Genomic DNA, 15713 nt, shown 5'->3' on the forward strand with positions numbered 1-15713 from the left:
GGCCGGCGCGACACGCCGGTGTTTCGGAGCCGCGGGGCGGCGTGTCGGTGAGCGCGTTCCTACAGACGCCACATGCAGCCGTGCTGAGCACGCATTCGTGTCCGCTGCGCCGGCGTCGCACCGCGTGGCTCGTGTAGGAGCGGCGGCGCGACACGCCGATGCTGCCGGCCGCGAGGCGGCGTGTCGGTGACCGCGTTCCTACAGACGCCACGTGGTGCCGTGTTCGGCACGCGTTCGTGTCCGCTGCGCTCATTGTGCAGGCGTGTCACCGCTCGACGTCGCGCGTTCAGTCACCCGCCCACGTTGCGCGTCCAGTCGGCCACGCGGTCGTGCGTCCGCACGCCCGCTCACGCTGTGTAGGAGGGATGGCGCGACCCTTCGGTGCTGCGGGTCAGGGGCCGGCGCGTCAGGGCTGCGGTCCTACACAACGTGACTGCGCCTACAGCAGGACAGATCGCGGGGACGCGCCGAGTGACTGATGCCGCGGGGCGGCGCGTCATCACGGATGTCCTGCCAAAGGAACGAGCCGCCTCACGAAACGGCCGGCCACGCGGCCTCCTCCGGGCACGAAGGGGCTACGCCGCCGGCACGCCGCCCGCGGCATCCGGACGCTCGTCGCCCGCGGCATCCGCCCGCTCGTCGTCGTGCGCGACGTGCCGCAGCTGCCGCCAGATGAGCACGACGAAGAGCGCCGAGCCCGCGAACGCGAACCAGAACGGTGCCGTGACGCCGTAGAGCTCGGCGAGCACTCCCCCGATGCCGGAGCCCACGACGAGGCCGCCGAACACGCCGAGCGTGTTGACGCTGCCGACGCGTCCCTGCAGCTTGCGCGGCACCGCGCGCTGCCGCACCGAGACGGCGGTCGTGCCCCAGACGAACGCGTGCGCGCCGAAGACGAAGAACACCGGCAGCGCGACGACCGGGCTCGTGGTCAGCGCGAGCGCGAGGTGGGTGAGCGTCTCGATGATGAGGCCGATGCGCATGAGGTTGCCGAGGCTCACATGCTTGGTGATCCACCCGTAGCTCGCGATGCCGAGCAGCCCGCCGACCGCGGTGACCGTGGTGATGAGTCCGTACCCGATCTCGCCGAGGCCGAGCCGCTGCCCCGCGTAGAGCACGAGCACCGACCACGCGGCGCCGAAGGTCACGTTGAAGATCGCGATCGTCAGCACGAGCGTGCGCACGGCGGCGTGCCGGAAGGTCCAGCGGATGCCCTCGGCGATGTCCCGCCAGAGGTGGCTCTTCGCGGCATCCGGATGCTCGTCGGGCGGCAGCGCCACCCGCACCACGAGCGTGGCCGCGAGCAGCACGAGCACCGCCTGCACGCCGAACGCCCACGCGGCGCCGACCGTGAACAGAGCCGCCCCGATCGGTGGACCGGCCATCTGGTTGAGCGTGAGGAACCCGGTCTGCAGCCGCGAGTTCGCCACGGCGAGGTCGTCGCGCGCCACGATCGTCGGGGTCAGCGACTGCGCGCTGTTGTCGGCGAACACCTCCGCCGTCGACAGCAGGAACAGCGCGCCGAGCACGATCACGATCGACACGGCATCCGTTGCGATCGCGGCCGTCAGCAGGGCGAGCACGACCGCCCGGACGAGGTTGACGGATGCCACGACGCGGCGCCGGTCGAGCCGGTCGGCGATGACGCCGGCGAGCAGCCCGAACAGCAGCGGCGGCAGCCACTGGATCGTCGCGGCGAGCGCGACGAGCACCGCGTTCTGCGTGAGGGAGGCGACGAGCAGCGGACCCGCGGCGAGCGCGATCCCGTCGCCGAGGTTCGACGTCCACGACGAGGCGAGCAGCCAGCGGAAGCCGCGGCCGAGTCGCTCCGGCAGGACGGTCTCGGTGATGCGGCGCGCGATGGTGCCCTCCGTTCCGCGCCGACTCACGAGGGTCGAGGCTACCGGGGGCCACGCCCGGAGGCATCCGCCCTATCGCCCCCGTACTGACGCCGAGTGGTCAGGGTGTCGGTGAGTGGCGAGTCGCTGCGGGCGCCGGTGAGCGGTGCGTTGACCAGTCGAGCCCTCACGCGAACGACGGCCCCTATCGTGAACACGTGAGCGCGAAGCCGGCCGACGGAGGGCTCGGCGCCCCGTTCTGGCGGCTCTTCGCCTCGAGCGGCGTCTCGAACCTCGGGGACGGGCTCGGCCGCACCGCTCTGCCGCTGCTCGCCGCGTCGTACACCCGCGACCCGGTGCTCGTCGCCGGCCTCACGTCGTTCGCGTTCGTGCCGTGGCTGCTCTTCGCGATCGTCAGCGGTGCCGTCGTCGATCGCGTGAACCGGCGCACGGCGATGGCGGTCGCGAACGGCCTGCGCGCCGTCACGCTGTCGGCGCTCGCGCTGCTCGTCGTGACGGATGCCGGGTCGATCGTCGCGCTCTACGTGGTGGCGTTCGTGCTCGGCACCGCCGAGACGGTCTACGACAGCGCGGCCCGCGCCCTGCTGCCGCAGGTGGTGACGCAACGGAACCTCGACCGCGGGAACAGCCTGCTGACCGTCGAGGAGGCGCTGGGGCAGACGTTCCTCGGCGCCCCGCTCGGCGCCGCGCTGTTCGCACTCTCCGCCGCATCGCCCCTGACGCTCAACGCGGTGGGCTTCGCCCTCGCGGCCGTACTCGTGCTCTCGGTGCGCGGCGTGCGGGCGCCGTCACGCGAGGGCGCTCTGCCGTCCATCCGCTCGGACATCGGAGAGGGCCTGCGGTGGCTGTGGGGGCACAGCGTCATCCGTCGCCTCACCCTCATCGCGGCGACGACGAGCCTCGCCCAGTCGGCGATCAACGGCATCCTCGTGCTGTTCGCCCTCGAGGTGCTGCGGATCCCGGATGCCGCGTACGGGCTGCTGCTGGTCGCGGCCGGCGTCGGCGGACTGCTCGGCGGTCTCGTCGCGCCCGCGGTCTCGCGGGCGATCGGCCGGCGGGCGGGACTCGTCGCGGGGTGCGCGGTCACCGGGCTCTCCGCCCTGGGCACCGGACTCACGACGAACCCGGTCGCCGCGGCGGCGCTGCTCGCCACCGGCGCGGGCGGCGTCATGGTGTGGAACGTGCTCACGATGTCGCTGCGGCAGACCCTCATCCCCGAGGTGCTCTTCGGGCGGGTGCAGGGCGTCTACCGCACGCTCGTCTGGGGCGGGATGCCGCTCGGCGCGCTGCTCGGCGGCGTGCTCGCCGGCGCCGCGGGGGTGCCGGTCGTGTTCGTGGCGGCCGGCTGCGTACTGCTCGCCGCGAGCGTGGGGTTCGCGCTCGCGCTGCGGGGGATCGACGACGCCCGGGCGTGAGCCGACGGCATCCGTCGAGTCGGCACAGGGGGCCGAACGGCCCTACACTCGGTGCCCGGATCGGCGGAGGCTCGGTCCCGATCATCATGCGACGCTTCTTCACACGACTGTTACGCGGCCGAATCACGCCGGACCACGACCCGCGTGTACCGTCTCCGCATGCTTCAGCCGACAAGCACCACGACCCCATGAGCTCGCCGTGCGACTGCGGCGGCGGGCGCTCCGCCGTGAACGGCTTCCTGTTCTGCGCGCACTGCGACGGCGGTCACCCGAGCGAGCCGCAGTGCGGCGTCTGCCGTGACTTCAGCCACGCCGTGATGGCGCGGCTGGGGCACACGCCGCCCGAGCTGGCCTGAGCCGACCTCGCGGCTGCTTCCCTGCTGCGAGTGCGGCTGTCGAAGGAGAAATCGGCCGAGCCGGTTGGCATCCGACCTGGAACGGCGGAATCTCCTTCGTTGCCTGCACCCGCGATCGATTGCGGAGGCGTTTCGCCCCGTTCTGCGTCCACTCCCCACGCCACGGGCGCGAAACGCCTCCGTTATCGATCGGGCGGCGGCACCCGCGCCCAGCGGAGGAGAAATAGCCGCACCCGATCCGAATCAGACCCGGGTCGCGGGAATCTCCCCCGTGAGCGACCAACGTCAGCGAGCCAGAGCAGCGGCGGCGCCTAACAGAGGAGAAACGGCCACTTCCGGCCCAAATCCGACCCAGATGGCCGGAATCTCCTCCGATAGCGACCACCGCCAGCAAAGGGGCAGCGCTACACACCTTCCAGGTGCCCCGCCGCCTCCCGCAGCACCCGCGCGAACTCACGCATCGCGGGCGACGCCGCCCCCGCCCCCCGCTGCGCCGTGAAGATCTGCCGCCGCGGGGCATCCGCGAGGTCGACTAGCCGCGAGGTCGTGCCGCGGCCCGTCCAGATGAGGTCGGGCATGAGCGCGACCGCGTTGCCCGACTCCACGAGGCGCATCTGCGCCTGCAGGTCGGCGGTCTGGTAGCGCACGTCGGGCTCGAAGCCCGCCTGGCGGCAGCGCTGCTCCGCGAAGTGCCGCGAGGCGGCGCCGTAGGGCTCCATCACCCAGGCCGCGCCGCGGGCGTCGTCGAGCGAGCGGATGGGCGAGTCGGCGGGCACGGCGAGCCGGATGGCATCCGTCGTCAGCTCCTGCCGCTCGAGCCCCGGATGCCGCGGCGCCGCGTGCGCCGGGTACTGCTCCGCCACCACCATGTCGAAGTCGCGCGCCCACGTGTCGTGCAGCGCCTGCTCGGGCTCGTGCTGGGTCATCTCGATGCGCACGTCGGGGTGCTGCTCGCGCATCGCGGTGAGCGCCGCCGGCATGAGCGCGAGCGCCGCCGACTGGAACACGGCCACGCGCACGGTGCCGCGCACCGAGACGGATGCCACCTCGAGCGCCGCCTGCGCCCGCTCGAGCACGTCGAGCACCTCGGTCGCCGACGCGACGAGGATCTCCGCCTCCGGCGTGAGCTGCACCCGCCGCCCGGCGGGACGCAGGAGTTCGACGCCGGCCTCCTTCTCGAGCTGCGCGAGCTGCTGCGAGACGGCGGACGGCGAGAGGTGCACCGACTCCGCGACGGCGGCGAGCGTGCCGCGGATCGAGAGCTCCCGAAGGAGGGCGAGGCGGCGCACGTCGAGCACGAGGAAAGGTTAGCCCTGCTGATCGATATCGCTTAGAAACATCCGCTTTTGCTTACTCCTCGTGCTTCCGATACTGATCGCATGACCGACCTGCTGCCCGAGACCGACCGCACCGGCGCGGCCGACCCCCGCCCGGCGACCCCGGCCGACCCGCGTCCGGCCACCCCGGCCGACCCTCGCCCGGCGACCCCGGTCCGTGAGGCGACCGCCGACCGCACCACCCTCGACCGCGCCGAGCACCTCGCGCTCACCGACGACGTCGTCGCGCTCGTGCGCCGCTGGCTCACCGAGGCCGCGCAGTTCCCCGTCGACGGCTCCGCGAAGCAGCTCGCGGGCGTGCTGAAGGACCCCGACGGGCTCGACTTCACGGTCGGCTTCGTCGACGGAGTGGTGCGCCCCGAGGACACCCGCGTCGCCGCCCGCAAGCTCGCCGAGATCGCGCCGCGCGTGCCGAAGTTCCTGCCCCTGCCGATGCGCGCCGCCGTGCGCGTCGGCGGGCTGGTCGCCCCGGTGCTGCCCGACGTCGTCGTGCCGATCGCCCGGCGCGTGCTGCGCGAGATGGTCGGCCACCTCATCGTCGATGCGACCGACCGCAAGCTCGGGCCCGCGATCGGGCACCTCAAGCGCGAGGGCATCCGGCTCAACGTCAATCTGCTCGGCGAGGCCGTGCTCGGCAAGAGGGAGGCCGCTCGTCGCCTCGAGGGCACGCACCGCCTGCTCGCCCGCGACGACGTCGACTACGTCTCGATCAAGGTCTCCGCGGCGGTCGCGCCGCACAACCCGTGGGCGTTCGAGCACGCCGTCGACGACATCGTCGAGCAGCTCGCGCCCCTCTTCGCCCGCGCCGCCGCGGCGAGCCCGGCGAAGTTCATCAATCTCGACATGGAGGAGTTCAAGGACCTCGACCTGACGATCGCGGTCTTCACCCGCCTGCTCGATCGCCCCGAGTTCGAGCGGCTCGAGGCCGGCATCGTGCTGCAGGCCTACCTGCCCGACGCCCTCGCCGCGATGATCCGGCTGCAGGACTGGGCTGCCGCCCGGCGCGCCCGCGGCGGCGCCGGCATCAAGGTGCGTCTCGTGAAGGGCGCGAACCTGCCGATGGAGCGCGTCGAGGCCGATGTGCACGGCTGGCCGCTCGCCACCTGGCACAGCAAGCAGGACTCCGACACCAACTACAAGCGCGTGCTCGACTACGCGCTCGACGCCGAGCGCATCCGCAACGTGCGCCTCGGCGTCGCCGGCCACAATCTCTTCGACGTCGCGCACGCCTGGCTGCTCGCCCAGCAGCGCGGCGTGACCGGCGGCATCGAGTTCGAGATGCTGCTCGGCATGGCCCAGGGCCAGGCGGAGGCCGTGCGCCGCGAGGTCGGCGGGCTGCTGCTCTACACCCCGGTCGTCGCGCCCAGGGAGTTCGACGTCGCGATCGCGTACCTGATCCGCCGCCTCGAGGAGGGCGCCTCGCACGACAACTTCATGTCGGCGGTGTTCGAGCTGCACGAGAACGAGCAGCTGTTCGCCCGCGAGGAGCAGCGCTACCGGGCATCCGTCGAGGCTCTGGATGACTCGGTGCCGCCCTCGCACCGCACGGCCGACCGCTTCGCCGCGGTGACGCGCCCGACCCTCGGCCACTTCGAGAACACCCCCGACACGGACCCCGCCGTCGCCGAGAACCGCGAGTGGGGCGCGGCGATCCTCGCCCGGGTGCCGTCGTCGCGGCTCGGCGTCGACACCGTGGCGGCCGCGCGGATCACCGAGGAGCGCGCGCTCGACGAGATCCTTCGCGCCGCGGCATCCGCCGCCCCGGCCTGGGCCGCGCTGCCCGCCGCCGAGCGCGCGGCCGTGCTGCACCGCGCCGGCGAGGTGCTCGAGTCGCGCCGGGCGGAGCTGCTCGAGGTGATGGCCGCGGAGGCGGGCAAGACGCTCGACCAGGGCGACCCCGAGGTGAGCGAGGCGATCGACTTCGCGCACTTCTACGCGGATGCCGCGCTGGAGCTCGACCGCGTCGACGGCGCGCGCTTCACGCCCGCGACGCTCACGCTCGTCACTCCCCCGTGGAACTTCCCCGTCGCGATCCCCGCGGGCGGCGTGCTCGCGGCGCTCGCGACCGGCTCCTCGGTCGTGTTCAAGCCCGCGGCCCTCGCCGAGCGCTGCGGCGCCCTCGTCGCCGAGGCGCTGTGGGAGGCGGGCGTGCCCCGCGACGTGCTCGCTCTCGTGCAGGTCGACGAGCAGCAACTCGGTCGGCAGCTCATCGCGCACGAGCTCGTCGACCGCGTCATCCTCACCGGCGCGTACGAGACAGCCGAGCTGTTCCGCTCGTTCCGGCACGACCTGCCACTGCTCGCGGAGACGAGCGGGAAGAACGCGATCATCGTGACCCCGAGCGCCGACCTCGACCTCGCCGTCAAGGACGTCGTGACGAGCGCCTTCGGGCACGCCGGGCAGAAGTGCTCGGCGTCGTCCCTCGTCGTGCTCGTCGGGTCGGTGGCGAAGTCGCGCCGCTTCCGCAACCAGCTGCTCGACGCCGTCGCCTCGCTGGAGGTCGGCCCCGCGAGCGACGCCGGCACCAAGATGGGCCCGCTGATCGAGCCCGCGCAGGGCAAGCTGCTCGAGGGGCTGACCACCCTCGGCGAGGGCGAGCGCTGGGTGCTGAAGCCGAAGAAGCTCGACGCCGCGGGTCGGCTGTGGAGCCCCGGCATTCGTGCCGGCGTGCGCCGCGGCTCGGCGTTCCACCGCACGGAGTACTTCGGGCCGATCCTCGGCGTGATGACCGCCGACACGCTCGACGAGGCGATCGCGATCGTGAACGAGGTCGACTACGGCCTGACCTCCGGGCTGCACTCGCTCGACGCCGGCGAGCTCGTCACCTGGCTCTCGACCGTGCAGGCGGGCAACCTCTACGTCAACCGCGGCATCACCGGGGCGATCGTGCGGCGTCAGCCGTTCGGCGGCTGGAAGAAGTCGGCGGTCGGCCCCGGTGCGAAGGCGGGCGGGCCGAACTACCTCGTCGGCCTGGGTTCGTGGTCGCGCAGTGAGGCATCCCTCTCCGCGCCGGTCCCCGATCAGGTGGCGCGGCTGCTGCGCGCCGCCGGTGCGGGTGAGTCGCTGACCCGGGCGGCAGGCAGCGACGCCGCCGCGCTCGGGTCACACTTCGCCCCGACGGATGTCTCGGGGCTCGCCTCCGAGCGCAACGTGTTCCGCTACCTGCCGGTCGACGCGCCCGTGGTCGTGCGGCTCGCCGAAGGCGGCACGGTCGACGAGCTCGCCCGGGTGCTGCTAGCCGCGACCGCGGCCGGCGCGCCGGTGAGCGTGAGCTCGGCCCTGCCGCTGCCTCCTGCCCTCGCGGCGGAGCTGCCGGTGCCGATCGCGGTCGAAGACGACGCCGCCTGGCTCTCCCGGATCGCGGATGCCGCCCCGCACCGCATCCGCCTCATCGGTGCCCCCGCCTCGACCGTGACCGCGGCCACCGGTGGCCGCCCGGACATCGCGGTGTGGGCCGGCGAGGTCACCGAGTCGGGCCGGCTCGAACTGCTGCCGTTCCTGCGCGAGCAGGCGGTCAGCGTGACGGCGCACCGCTTCGGCACGCCCAACCACCTCTCCGAGGGAGTGCTCTGACGCTCCCGCGCTAGCTGCCGAGGCCCGCCTGACGCGCCCGCACGGCCGCCTGCGCCCGGTCGGCGACCTGCAGCTTGGCGAAGATGCTGGTCAGGTGGTTCTTGACCGTCTTCATGCTCAGGAAGAGCTTCGCGGCGATGTCGGCGTTGCTCAGCCCGTCGGCGAGCAGGTCGAGGATCTCGCGCTCGCGGGCGGTGAGGTCGGAGAACGGCGTCGGCGACGGGCCGGCCGTCAGGAAGCGGCTGATCCGACTGGCGACGCCCGGCCCGTAGACCGCCTCGCCGCGGGCGACCGCGCGCACCGCACCCAGGAAGTCGCCGCCGTCGCTGCCCTTGAGCACGTAGCCGCGGGCACCGGCGCGCAGCGCGGCGAACACCGAGGCGTCGTCCTCGCTCATCGTCAGCACGAGCACGCCCATGTCGGGGCGGGCGTCGATGATCGCCCTGGTCGCCTCGATGCCGCCCGCGCCGGGCATCGCGAGGTCCATCACGACGACGTCGGGCTCGAGCTCGAGGGCGAGCTCCACGGCCCGCTCCCCCGTCTCGGCCTCGCCCACCACCTCGGCGGCGCCGACCTCCTCGAGCAGACTGCGCAGCCCGTGGCGCAGCAGGGGGTGGTCGTCGGCGAGCACGACTCGCAGCGGCGTCTCGGTCACAACGGCAGCACCGCCTCCACGATGGTCCCTCCCGCGGCCGAGGCCTCTCGCCGCAGGCTGCCGCCGAGCTCGGCGGCGCGCTCCCTCATGCTGCCACTGCCGACGCCCTCGGTCACCGCGGCGGGCACGCCGACGCCGTCGTCGGTCACGGTGACGACGAGCGCGTGCGGCTCGCGTTCGACGCGGACGGCGATGGCGGATGCCCCGGAGTGCTTGAGCGCGTTGCCGAGGGCCTCCTGCGCGATCCTGTAGGCGGCGACCTCGACCGCGGCGGGCAGGTGCTGCAGCGCCTCCCGGTCGCCCTCGACGACGATCTGGGCGCCGGATGCCGCGAGCGCGAGATCCTCGAGTGCGCCGAGCAGCCCGAGCTCGTCGAGCGACGCGGGGCGGAGGTCGTGCACAATGCGCCGGACGTCGGCGACGAGCGAGCGGGTGAGCTGACGCACGCCGTCGAGGCCGACGTCGCGACCGGCCTTCGCCTGCGCGACGTCGAGTCCGAGGCCGATCGCCGCGAGCCCCGGCCCCAGCCCGTCGTGCAGTTCGCGGCGCAGCAGGCGCCGCTCCTCCTCCCGCGCGACGACGAGCTGCTCGCGCGATTGCTGCACCTCGTGGCCGAGTCGCACGGCGGCGAGCGCGACCCCGAGCTGCCGGGCGAGCTCGTCGAGCACCGCGAGGTCCCCCGCGGAGAGCTGCTCGCCCGCGGACCGCGGCGCCACCCGCAGCGTGCCCTCGGCACGGCCGGCCGCGGTGAGCGGAAGTTCGTGCGCCCGGGCGGGCACGGCGCCTGCCCGGGAAAGCACGCGGCCGGAGGCATCCGCGATCTCGACCCCGGGCAGCCGCAGCGTCGCGGCGAGCGCGTGCGCGGCGTCGTCGACCAGGCGCCCCGCGTCGGCGCTCGCCTCGAGCCGCCGGCCGAAATCCGACAGAGCCCGCGCCGGGTCACCCCTGCTGCCGAAGAGCAGGCGTGCGACCGCCCGCTGCACCGCATCGCGCAGCGGCGCGAACGTCACGGCGACGATCGCGGTGCCGACGAGCTGCACGACGACGTCGGTCTGCCGGCCGAGCAGGGCGTGCAGCGTCGTGACGACGAGCAGGTAGAGCGCGAGCAGCACGACGCCGACGACGGCGTAGACGACGGTGCGCCGCAGGTAGATCTCGATCTCGAACAGGCGGTAGCGGAACATCGACAGCGCGACCGCGATCGGCACGAGGGGCAGGGCGGTGGAGAGCAGCGCGATGCCGAGCGGCGACAGCGGCGGCAGCAGCGCGTCGGCGACGACCGCGAGGGCCAGGATGCCGACCGCCGCGAGCACCGGCACGAGTTGCCGCCGCTCGTTGCCGCGCGGACGACGCAGGCGCACCGACAGCGCGGCGACCGCCGCCACGGCGAGCGCGACCACGAGCACCCCGAACGCAGGTGCGATCACCGCGTCGGTGGACAGGAACCCGACCGGGTTCGGCGAGACCCGGCCCCACACCCAGAGCTCGTCGCGGAACATCAACATGACCTGCACGACCACGAGCAGCGCGACGAGCACCCGGAGCACGGGGCGCCAGCGCGGCGACGGCAGGCGGCCGTCGGGTACGAGCACCGGCAGCAGGAGCAGCGGACCGAAGCCGAGGAAGAACACCCAGTTGCTGACCCACGCGGCGAGCGCGGCGAGCGGCCAGCCCTCCTCCGCTCCGAGCAGGGCGTAGCCGCCCGTGAACGCCTGCAGCGCGAGCCCGGCGCCGCTCAGGCAGAACAGCCAGCCGACGGGGTTGCGGGGGCGGTGCGACGCGATCATCGCGCCGACGAGCGGGTAGCTGACCCCGACCACCGCGTCGAGCACGAGGTAGCCCGTCTCGGCCGCGCCGGCCGCGACGGCGAAGAGGCAACCGAGCAGCACGAGCACCGCCGTCGTCGCGGGGATCAGCCACGGCAGGCGGGTCGTCGCGCGGGTCATGGCCACATCCTGAGGCCTGCTCGCCTCCACCGGAATAGGACCAGGGTCCGGAATCACCCGGGACCCCTTTCGGTCGCGGTCCCGGTCGGCGGTCGAGCCCGGAAGGGGACCAGCGCCCGAGGCATCCGGGTCCGTCCGCTCGGTGGACTCGTCGGCATGACAACCTCACTCGACACCACCTCCTCCCCCGTCACCGCCGCACCCCGGCTGCGCCCCAAGGCCCAGTTCGCGGTGTTCGGCCTCACGCTCGCCGCGATCGTGCTGCCGGCCGTCGCCTACGCCCGCAGTCAGGGCGTCGACATGGCGCACCTCGACCAGGCGCCGGTCGGCGCGCAGCTCGCCCTGTTCGGGCAGTCGCTCGCCCCCGGCATCGCCGCCCTCGTCACCTGGCTCGCCGGCGGCGGCCGCCTCGACTGGGGCTTCCGCCGCGTCCCCTGGCGCCGCCTCGGCGCCGCGTGGCTCGTCGGCGTCGTCGCGTCGCTCCTCGGCTTCGCGGTCGTGTGGGCGACCGGTCTCGCCCGCTTCGACGCCGCGGCGCTCGGCGCGGGCGGGATGCCGCCGGCGCTCACCGTCGCGCTCGGGCTCGTGCTCGGCGTCGTGCCGTTCATGGTGCTCGCACTGTTCGAGCAGCTGGGCTGGAGCTCGTTCCTGGCCGTGCGGGTCGCGCAGCGCCGGTCGCGCGTAGCGACCTCCGTGATCGTCGGGCTCGCCTGGGCCGCGTTCCACGTGCCGATGATGCTGTTCGTGCCGGGCGCGGTCGCCGACTCCACCCCCGTCGCCTGGGCGGTCACGATGTTCGCCGTCTCGTGCGTCGCGCTCGCCTTCCCCCTCGTGCACCTGCGGCTCCGCACCCGCAGCATCTGGCCGGTGCTCGTGATGCACGCCGCGCTCAACGCGTCGCTCTACCTCGTGGCGGAGCCCGCGACCGTGTTCTCGGACTCGGCGCACCTGTGGGCCGGGGAGGGCGGCGTCGTCACGACGCTGTGCACCGTGGTCGGCGTTCTCGTGACGGCGCCGCTGTGGCGCTCGTCGAAGACCTACTGAATTTCCGACCCTCGGGCGGGGCGGGCACTGTCCGCCCCGCCCTTTCCGTGTTGCGACAGCCCTGGGCGGCGCAGGGGTAGAGGTGCATTGACGCCGTGCCGCAGGCAGGAGGAACCTGGGCGAGGTGGACGCGGATGTGCTCATCGTCGGCGCCGGCCCGACGGGACTCGCGCTCGCGCTCGAGCTGCGCCGGCAGGGCATCCCGTTCCGGATCCTCGACCGCGCCCCCGACGCCGTGCACGAGTCGCGCGCCCTCGCGATCCAGGCCCGCACCCTCGAGGTGCTCGACCGCCTCGGCGTCGCCGACGAGCTCGTCGCGGCCGGCAGCACCGCGACGACGCTCGTGATGCACGCCGGCGGGCACGACCGGTCGCTCACGCTGTTCGAGCCCTCCGTCGCCGACACCCGCTACCCGTTCCTGCTCTTCCTCTCGCAGGCCGAGACCGAGCGCATCCTCACCGCCCGCCTCGCGGCCGAGGGCGTCGAGGTCGAGCGCGGCGTCGAGCTCGTCGAGCTGCGGCAGGGGGCGGACGAGACCACGTGCACGGTGCGCACCGGGACGGGCGAGCGTGACATCCGGGCCCGCTACGTCGTCGGCTGCGACGGCGCGCACAGCGCCGTGCGGCACGCGCTGGGGATCGGGTTCGCGGGCGCCGCAATACCGCGGGCGTTCCTGCTCGCGGATGTCGAGGCGGAGGGCGTCGACCGCGGGCGCCTGCACTTCTTCGTCGGCGCCGCCGGACCCCTGGTGCTCTTCCCGCTCGGGTCGCCCGCCTCGTTCCGCCTGATCGTGGGCGCGCCCCGCGGCATGACCGAGCAGCAGGTCACGCTCGAGCGGCTGCAGGCGGTCGTCGACCGCTACCCGCGCGCGCGACTGCGGTTGCACGACCCGGTCTGGCTGACGATGTTCACGGTGCACAGCCGCACCGCGCAGCGGTTCCGGGTGCGCCGGGTCTTCCTCGCGGGCGACGCGGCGCACATCCACAGCCCCGCGGGCGGGCAGGGCATGAACACCGGCATCCAGGACGCCGTGAACCTCGGCTGGAAGCTCGCGCTCGTCTGCAACCGCCAGGCGGGCGAGCCGCTGCTCGACACGTACGAGGAGGAGCGGATGCCGGTGGCCCGGGCCGTCGTCGCCGCGACCCATCGCGCGTTCGCCCTCGCGACCTCGCGGAGTCCGCTCCTGCGGGTCGTGCGCCCCCGCGTCGCGGGGCTCGCGGTCGCGACGCTGCGGCGGTCGGCGCCGCTACGCCGACGGGCGTTCCGCATGATCGGCGAGCTCGACGTGCGCTACCGCCGCCGCGCGCTCACGCGAGAGGGGCAGCCGCGGCTGAAGCGCGGCCCGCGCGCCGGCGACCGGCTGCCGGATGCCCCGCTGCGCGACGGCACGCTGCAGCGCGCCCTTCCGGCGACGGCGTTCGCGATCGTGCTCGCCGGGCCACCGGGCAGCTGGCCGCAGGACGGCATCGCCCACGAGTGGGGCTCGCTGCTCGAGACCGTGCACGTCGACGAGGTGCGCGACCCGGCGGCGCACCACCGCCTGGGGCTCCGCCGCGGAGACGTCGCCCACTGGGTCATCCGGCCCGACGGCTACATCGGGTACCGCGCCGGCGGCGACGACGTCACCGGGGCGCTCGCCTACCTGCGGTCGGCGCTCCGCTGACTAGCGCAGGGCGCCGAGCTGCTCGAGCTTCTCCCGCAGCTGCGGGTCGGTCGGCTCGACCTGGTGGCTGCCGTCGGGGAAGACGATCACGGGGATGTTCGTGCGGCCGCTGATGGCGTGCGCCTTGTCGGCGGCGTCAGGCTCGGCGACGAGGTCGACGTAGGCGTAGTCCACGCCGAGGCCGTCGAGCAGCTTCTTCGAGCGGCGGCAGTCGCCGCACCAGTCGGCTCCGTACATCGTGATGTCAGACACGAGCGTCGAGCCTAGACGGATGCCTCGCGGCGCCGCTGGCCGCGGTCGATCGCCCTGCGCGATCAGCGCTCGCGCACGTCCCAGAGGTGGTGCACCGGGTCGTGCGCCGCGTAGCGGGCGAGGGTCGTCACTGTGAAGTCGGAGCCGTCCGAGCGGTGGCCGCTCCGCCCCCAGGCATCCGCGGGCACGGTCTCGAGCCGCTGCGCGAAGCGCTCCCCCGCGTCCTGCAGCTCGCGCGCGACGGTCGCCGGGTCCTGCTCGGCGTAGCGCTCCTCGAGCGCCGTCGCGTCCTGGTCCCAGTTCTCGAACTCGGGGTCGTCGGCGTCGAGCATGAGCTGCACGCGCCGCGTCATCACCCGGAAGACGTCGCGCACGTGGGCGCCGTACTCGAGGGGCGACCACGTGCTGTCATCCGGTCGCTCGCGCACGTCGGCGCGCCCGAGCACGGCGGGCCAGGCCGCGGCGTTCTCTCGCATGAGCCGGGCGACCTCGTCACCGTCGAGGCGGGAGGCGTCGAATCCGCACTCGGGGCAGGCGCGCTCGAGCACCCAGGTCCAGTTCTTCGTGTCGGGCGTGATCGGCATGGCCACATGCTGGCAGAGCGACCGCGGCGCGTCCGCGGCGGAAGGGCCACCGTTCCGTCGGATTCCTGCCGTTCGCCCGAGTCAGTCGCCGAGCGAGGTCGCCGCGAAGATGCGCCCCGCGTCGATGTCCACGGCGAGGGTGTCGCCGTTCTCGGCGTACGCGGCGAACCGCACGTTGTCCGCAGAGCCCTCCGGCACGCACAGCACCGAGTTCTCGACGCGCTCGTAGACCGCGATGAAGCAGAGGCGGTAGCCGAGCTCGTCCTCGGCGATGAAGACCCGCCACGGCGACCGCATCGTCTCCGAGGGGTAGAACGCGTCGACGATGATGCGGCTGGACTGCTGCACCACCCGCGCGGTCACCGACGTGGGCAGCCGGTCGCGGTCCTCCTGCTCCCGCTCGCGCACCTGCTCGAGGGTGTTCGCGTAGGGGTCGGCGTTCGCGAGGGGGTCGCCCGCCGTGGTCTCGGCGAGCCTGCCGCCGGCCCAGAACACCCCGGCGCCCAGCACGAACGCGACGACCGCGACGCCCGCGAGCAGCAGTCGGCCGCGGAGCACGGACGCCGTGGCGCGCTCCTCCCCCGGCTGTGTTCTCTCGCGGCCCTGTGCTCGCTCGCCCGCAGCCTCCTGGGGGCGGACATCGCCGCGCCCCGCGCCGTCGCCGCCCGAGTCGGGTGTGCGGACGGCCCGCAGCGCGGCCTCGACGGCCTCGTCCTCCTCCTGCAAACGACGCTCGAAAGCTGCGAGTTCGCTGGGATCTCCGTCGCGGGAGAACGCCCGTTCGCGCAGCATCCGGCGCCGCCGCTCGATCTCCGGATCCGGGCGGAAACGTCGCTCGAGCACCTTCAGCGGGTCGCCGGAGCCGCGGTAAACCGCGCGAAACAACGACAGCGCGGCGTCATCCGCGCCCAATCGTTCGTACTCGGCCTCGTCGCCCGTCACGTGGTGCATCCCTTCTCACGAAGGTCTAACACTCCGGTCCGCGAGGAAGTTTGGACTTGACATCGAGGGTTTCCCTAGTTTGTCTAG

The 15713-nt window shown here is 73.6% G+C and carries 12 protein-coding genes; 5 read left to right on the forward strand and 7 right to left on the reverse strand.

Annotated elements, in window-relative coordinates:
• Positions 1–575: 575 nt before the first annotated feature.
• Entirely contained in the window at positions 576–1889 is a 1314-nt protein-coding gene (locus JUB10_RS07760) for an MFS transporter (protein ID WP_207455205.1), read from the reverse strand.
• Positions 1890–2056: 167 nt separating this feature from the next.
• Here JUB10_RS07760 and JUB10_RS07765 point away from each other — a divergent pair, with 167 nt between their 5' ends.
• Both JUB10_RS07765 and JUB10_RS07770 read left to right on the forward strand, forming a co-directional pair.
• A complete protein-coding gene (locus JUB10_RS07765; protein WP_207455206.1) occupies positions 2057–3274 on the forward strand; it encodes an MFS transporter in 1218 nt (405 codons plus the stop codon).
• A gap of 188 nt (positions 3275–3462) precedes the next feature.
• A complete protein-coding gene (locus tag JUB10_RS07770; RefSeq protein ID WP_207455208.1) occupies positions 3463–3630 on the forward strand; it encodes a hypothetical protein in 168 nt (55 codons plus the stop codon).
• 404 nt (positions 3631–4034) lie between these two features.
• Here JUB10_RS07770 and JUB10_RS07775 read toward each other — a convergent pair whose 3' ends face one another.
• The gene (locus JUB10_RS07775; protein WP_207455209.1) at positions 4035–4928 is read right to left on the reverse strand and encodes a LysR family transcriptional regulator; all 894 of its coding nucleotides are present in this window, start codon (positions 4926–4928) and stop codon (positions 4035–4037) included.
• An 81-nt stretch (positions 4929–5009) separates the two neighbouring features.
• Between JUB10_RS07775 and JUB10_RS07780 the strand changes: the two genes are divergently transcribed.
• Positions 5010–8540, forward strand: a complete 3531-nt coding sequence (locus tag JUB10_RS07780) for a proline dehydrogenase family protein (protein WP_207455211.1) — start codon at positions 5010–5012, stop codon at positions 8538–8540.
• 10 nt (positions 8541–8550) lie between these two features.
• On the opposite strand, the gene JUB10_RS07785 is transcribed toward JUB10_RS07780, so the two are convergent.
• Positions 8551–9195 carry a response regulator gene (locus tag JUB10_RS07785; protein WP_207455213.1) on the reverse strand — a complete coding sequence of 215 codons (645 nt, stop codon included), beginning with the start codon at positions 9193–9195 and terminating at the stop codon, positions 8551–8553.
• Positions 9192–11141: a sensor histidine kinase gene (locus JUB10_RS07790; RefSeq protein ID WP_207455215.1), complete on the reverse strand. Its 1950-nt coding sequence runs from the start codon at positions 11139–11141 to the stop codon at positions 9192–9194. The genes JUB10_RS07785 and JUB10_RS07790 overlap by 4 nt, the downstream gene beginning before the upstream one ends.
• 156 nt (positions 11142–11297) lie before the next feature.
• On the opposite strand from JUB10_RS07790, the gene JUB10_RS07795 reads away from it, so the two are divergent.
• Complete coding sequence (locus JUB10_RS07795; RefSeq protein WP_207455216.1) at positions 11298–12185, forward strand: CPBP family intramembrane glutamic endopeptidase; 888 nt, start codon at positions 11298–11300, stop codon at positions 12183–12185.
• A gap of 124 nt (positions 12186–12309) precedes the next feature.
• Positions 12310–13848: an FAD-dependent monooxygenase gene (locus tag JUB10_RS07800; RefSeq protein ID WP_207455217.1), complete on the forward strand. Its 1539-nt coding sequence runs from the start codon at positions 12310–12312 to the stop codon at positions 13846–13848.
• Here JUB10_RS07800 and JUB10_RS07805 read toward each other — a convergent pair whose 3' ends face one another.
• The 3 genes from JUB10_RS07805 to JUB10_RS07815 form a co-directional block, all read right to left on the reverse strand.
• Entirely contained in the window at positions 13849–14085 is a 237-nt protein-coding gene (locus JUB10_RS07805) for a glutaredoxin family protein (protein ID WP_207456016.1), read from the reverse strand. It abuts the gene before it with no gap.
• A gap of 77 nt (positions 14086–14162) precedes the next feature.
• Positions 14163–14684 carry a DinB family protein gene (locus JUB10_RS07810; protein WP_207455218.1) on the reverse strand — a complete coding sequence of 174 codons (522 nt, stop codon included), beginning with the start codon at positions 14682–14684 and terminating at the stop codon, positions 14163–14165.
• Between the two features lie 81 nt (positions 14685–14765).
• Positions 14766–15635 (reverse strand): hypothetical protein, encoded by an 870-nt coding sequence (locus JUB10_RS07815; RefSeq protein ID WP_207455220.1) that lies wholly within the window; start codon positions 15633–15635, stop codon positions 14766–14768.
• Positions 15636–15713: the final 78 nt, after the last annotated feature.

It is taken from the genome of Desertivibrio insolitus (assembly GCF_017355965.1).
Taxonomy (GTDB): domain Bacteria; phylum Actinomycetota; class Actinomycetes; order Actinomycetales; family Microbacteriaceae; genus JAFIQW01.

Coding starts and splice junctions, on each gene's coding strand:
- JUB10_RS07770 (WP_207455208.1), top strand. CDS start 3,463: ATGAGCTCGCCGTGCGACTGCGGCGGCGGGCGCTCCGCCGTGAACGGC.
- JUB10_RS07780 (WP_207455211.1), top strand. CDS start 5,010: ATGACCGACCTGCTGCCCGAGACCGACCGCACCGGCGCGGCCGACCCC.
- JUB10_RS07790 (WP_207455215.1), bottom strand. CDS start 11,141: ATGACCCGCGCGACGACCCGCCTGCCGTGGCTGATCCCCGCGACGACG.
- JUB10_RS07795 (WP_207455216.1), top strand. CDS start 11,298: ATGACAACCTCACTCGACACCACCTCCTCCCCCGTCACCGCCGCACCC.
- JUB10_RS07805 (WP_207456016.1), bottom strand. CDS start 14,085: ATGTACGGAGCCGACTGGTGCGGCGACTGCCGCCGCTCGAAGAAGCTG.
- JUB10_RS07810 (WP_207455218.1), bottom strand. CDS start 14,684: ATGCCGATCACGCCCGACACGAAGAACTGGACCTGGGTGCTCGAGCGC.
- JUB10_RS07815 (WP_207455220.1), bottom strand. CDS start 15,635: ATGCACCACGTGACGGGCGACGAGGCCGAGTACGAACGATTGGGCGCG.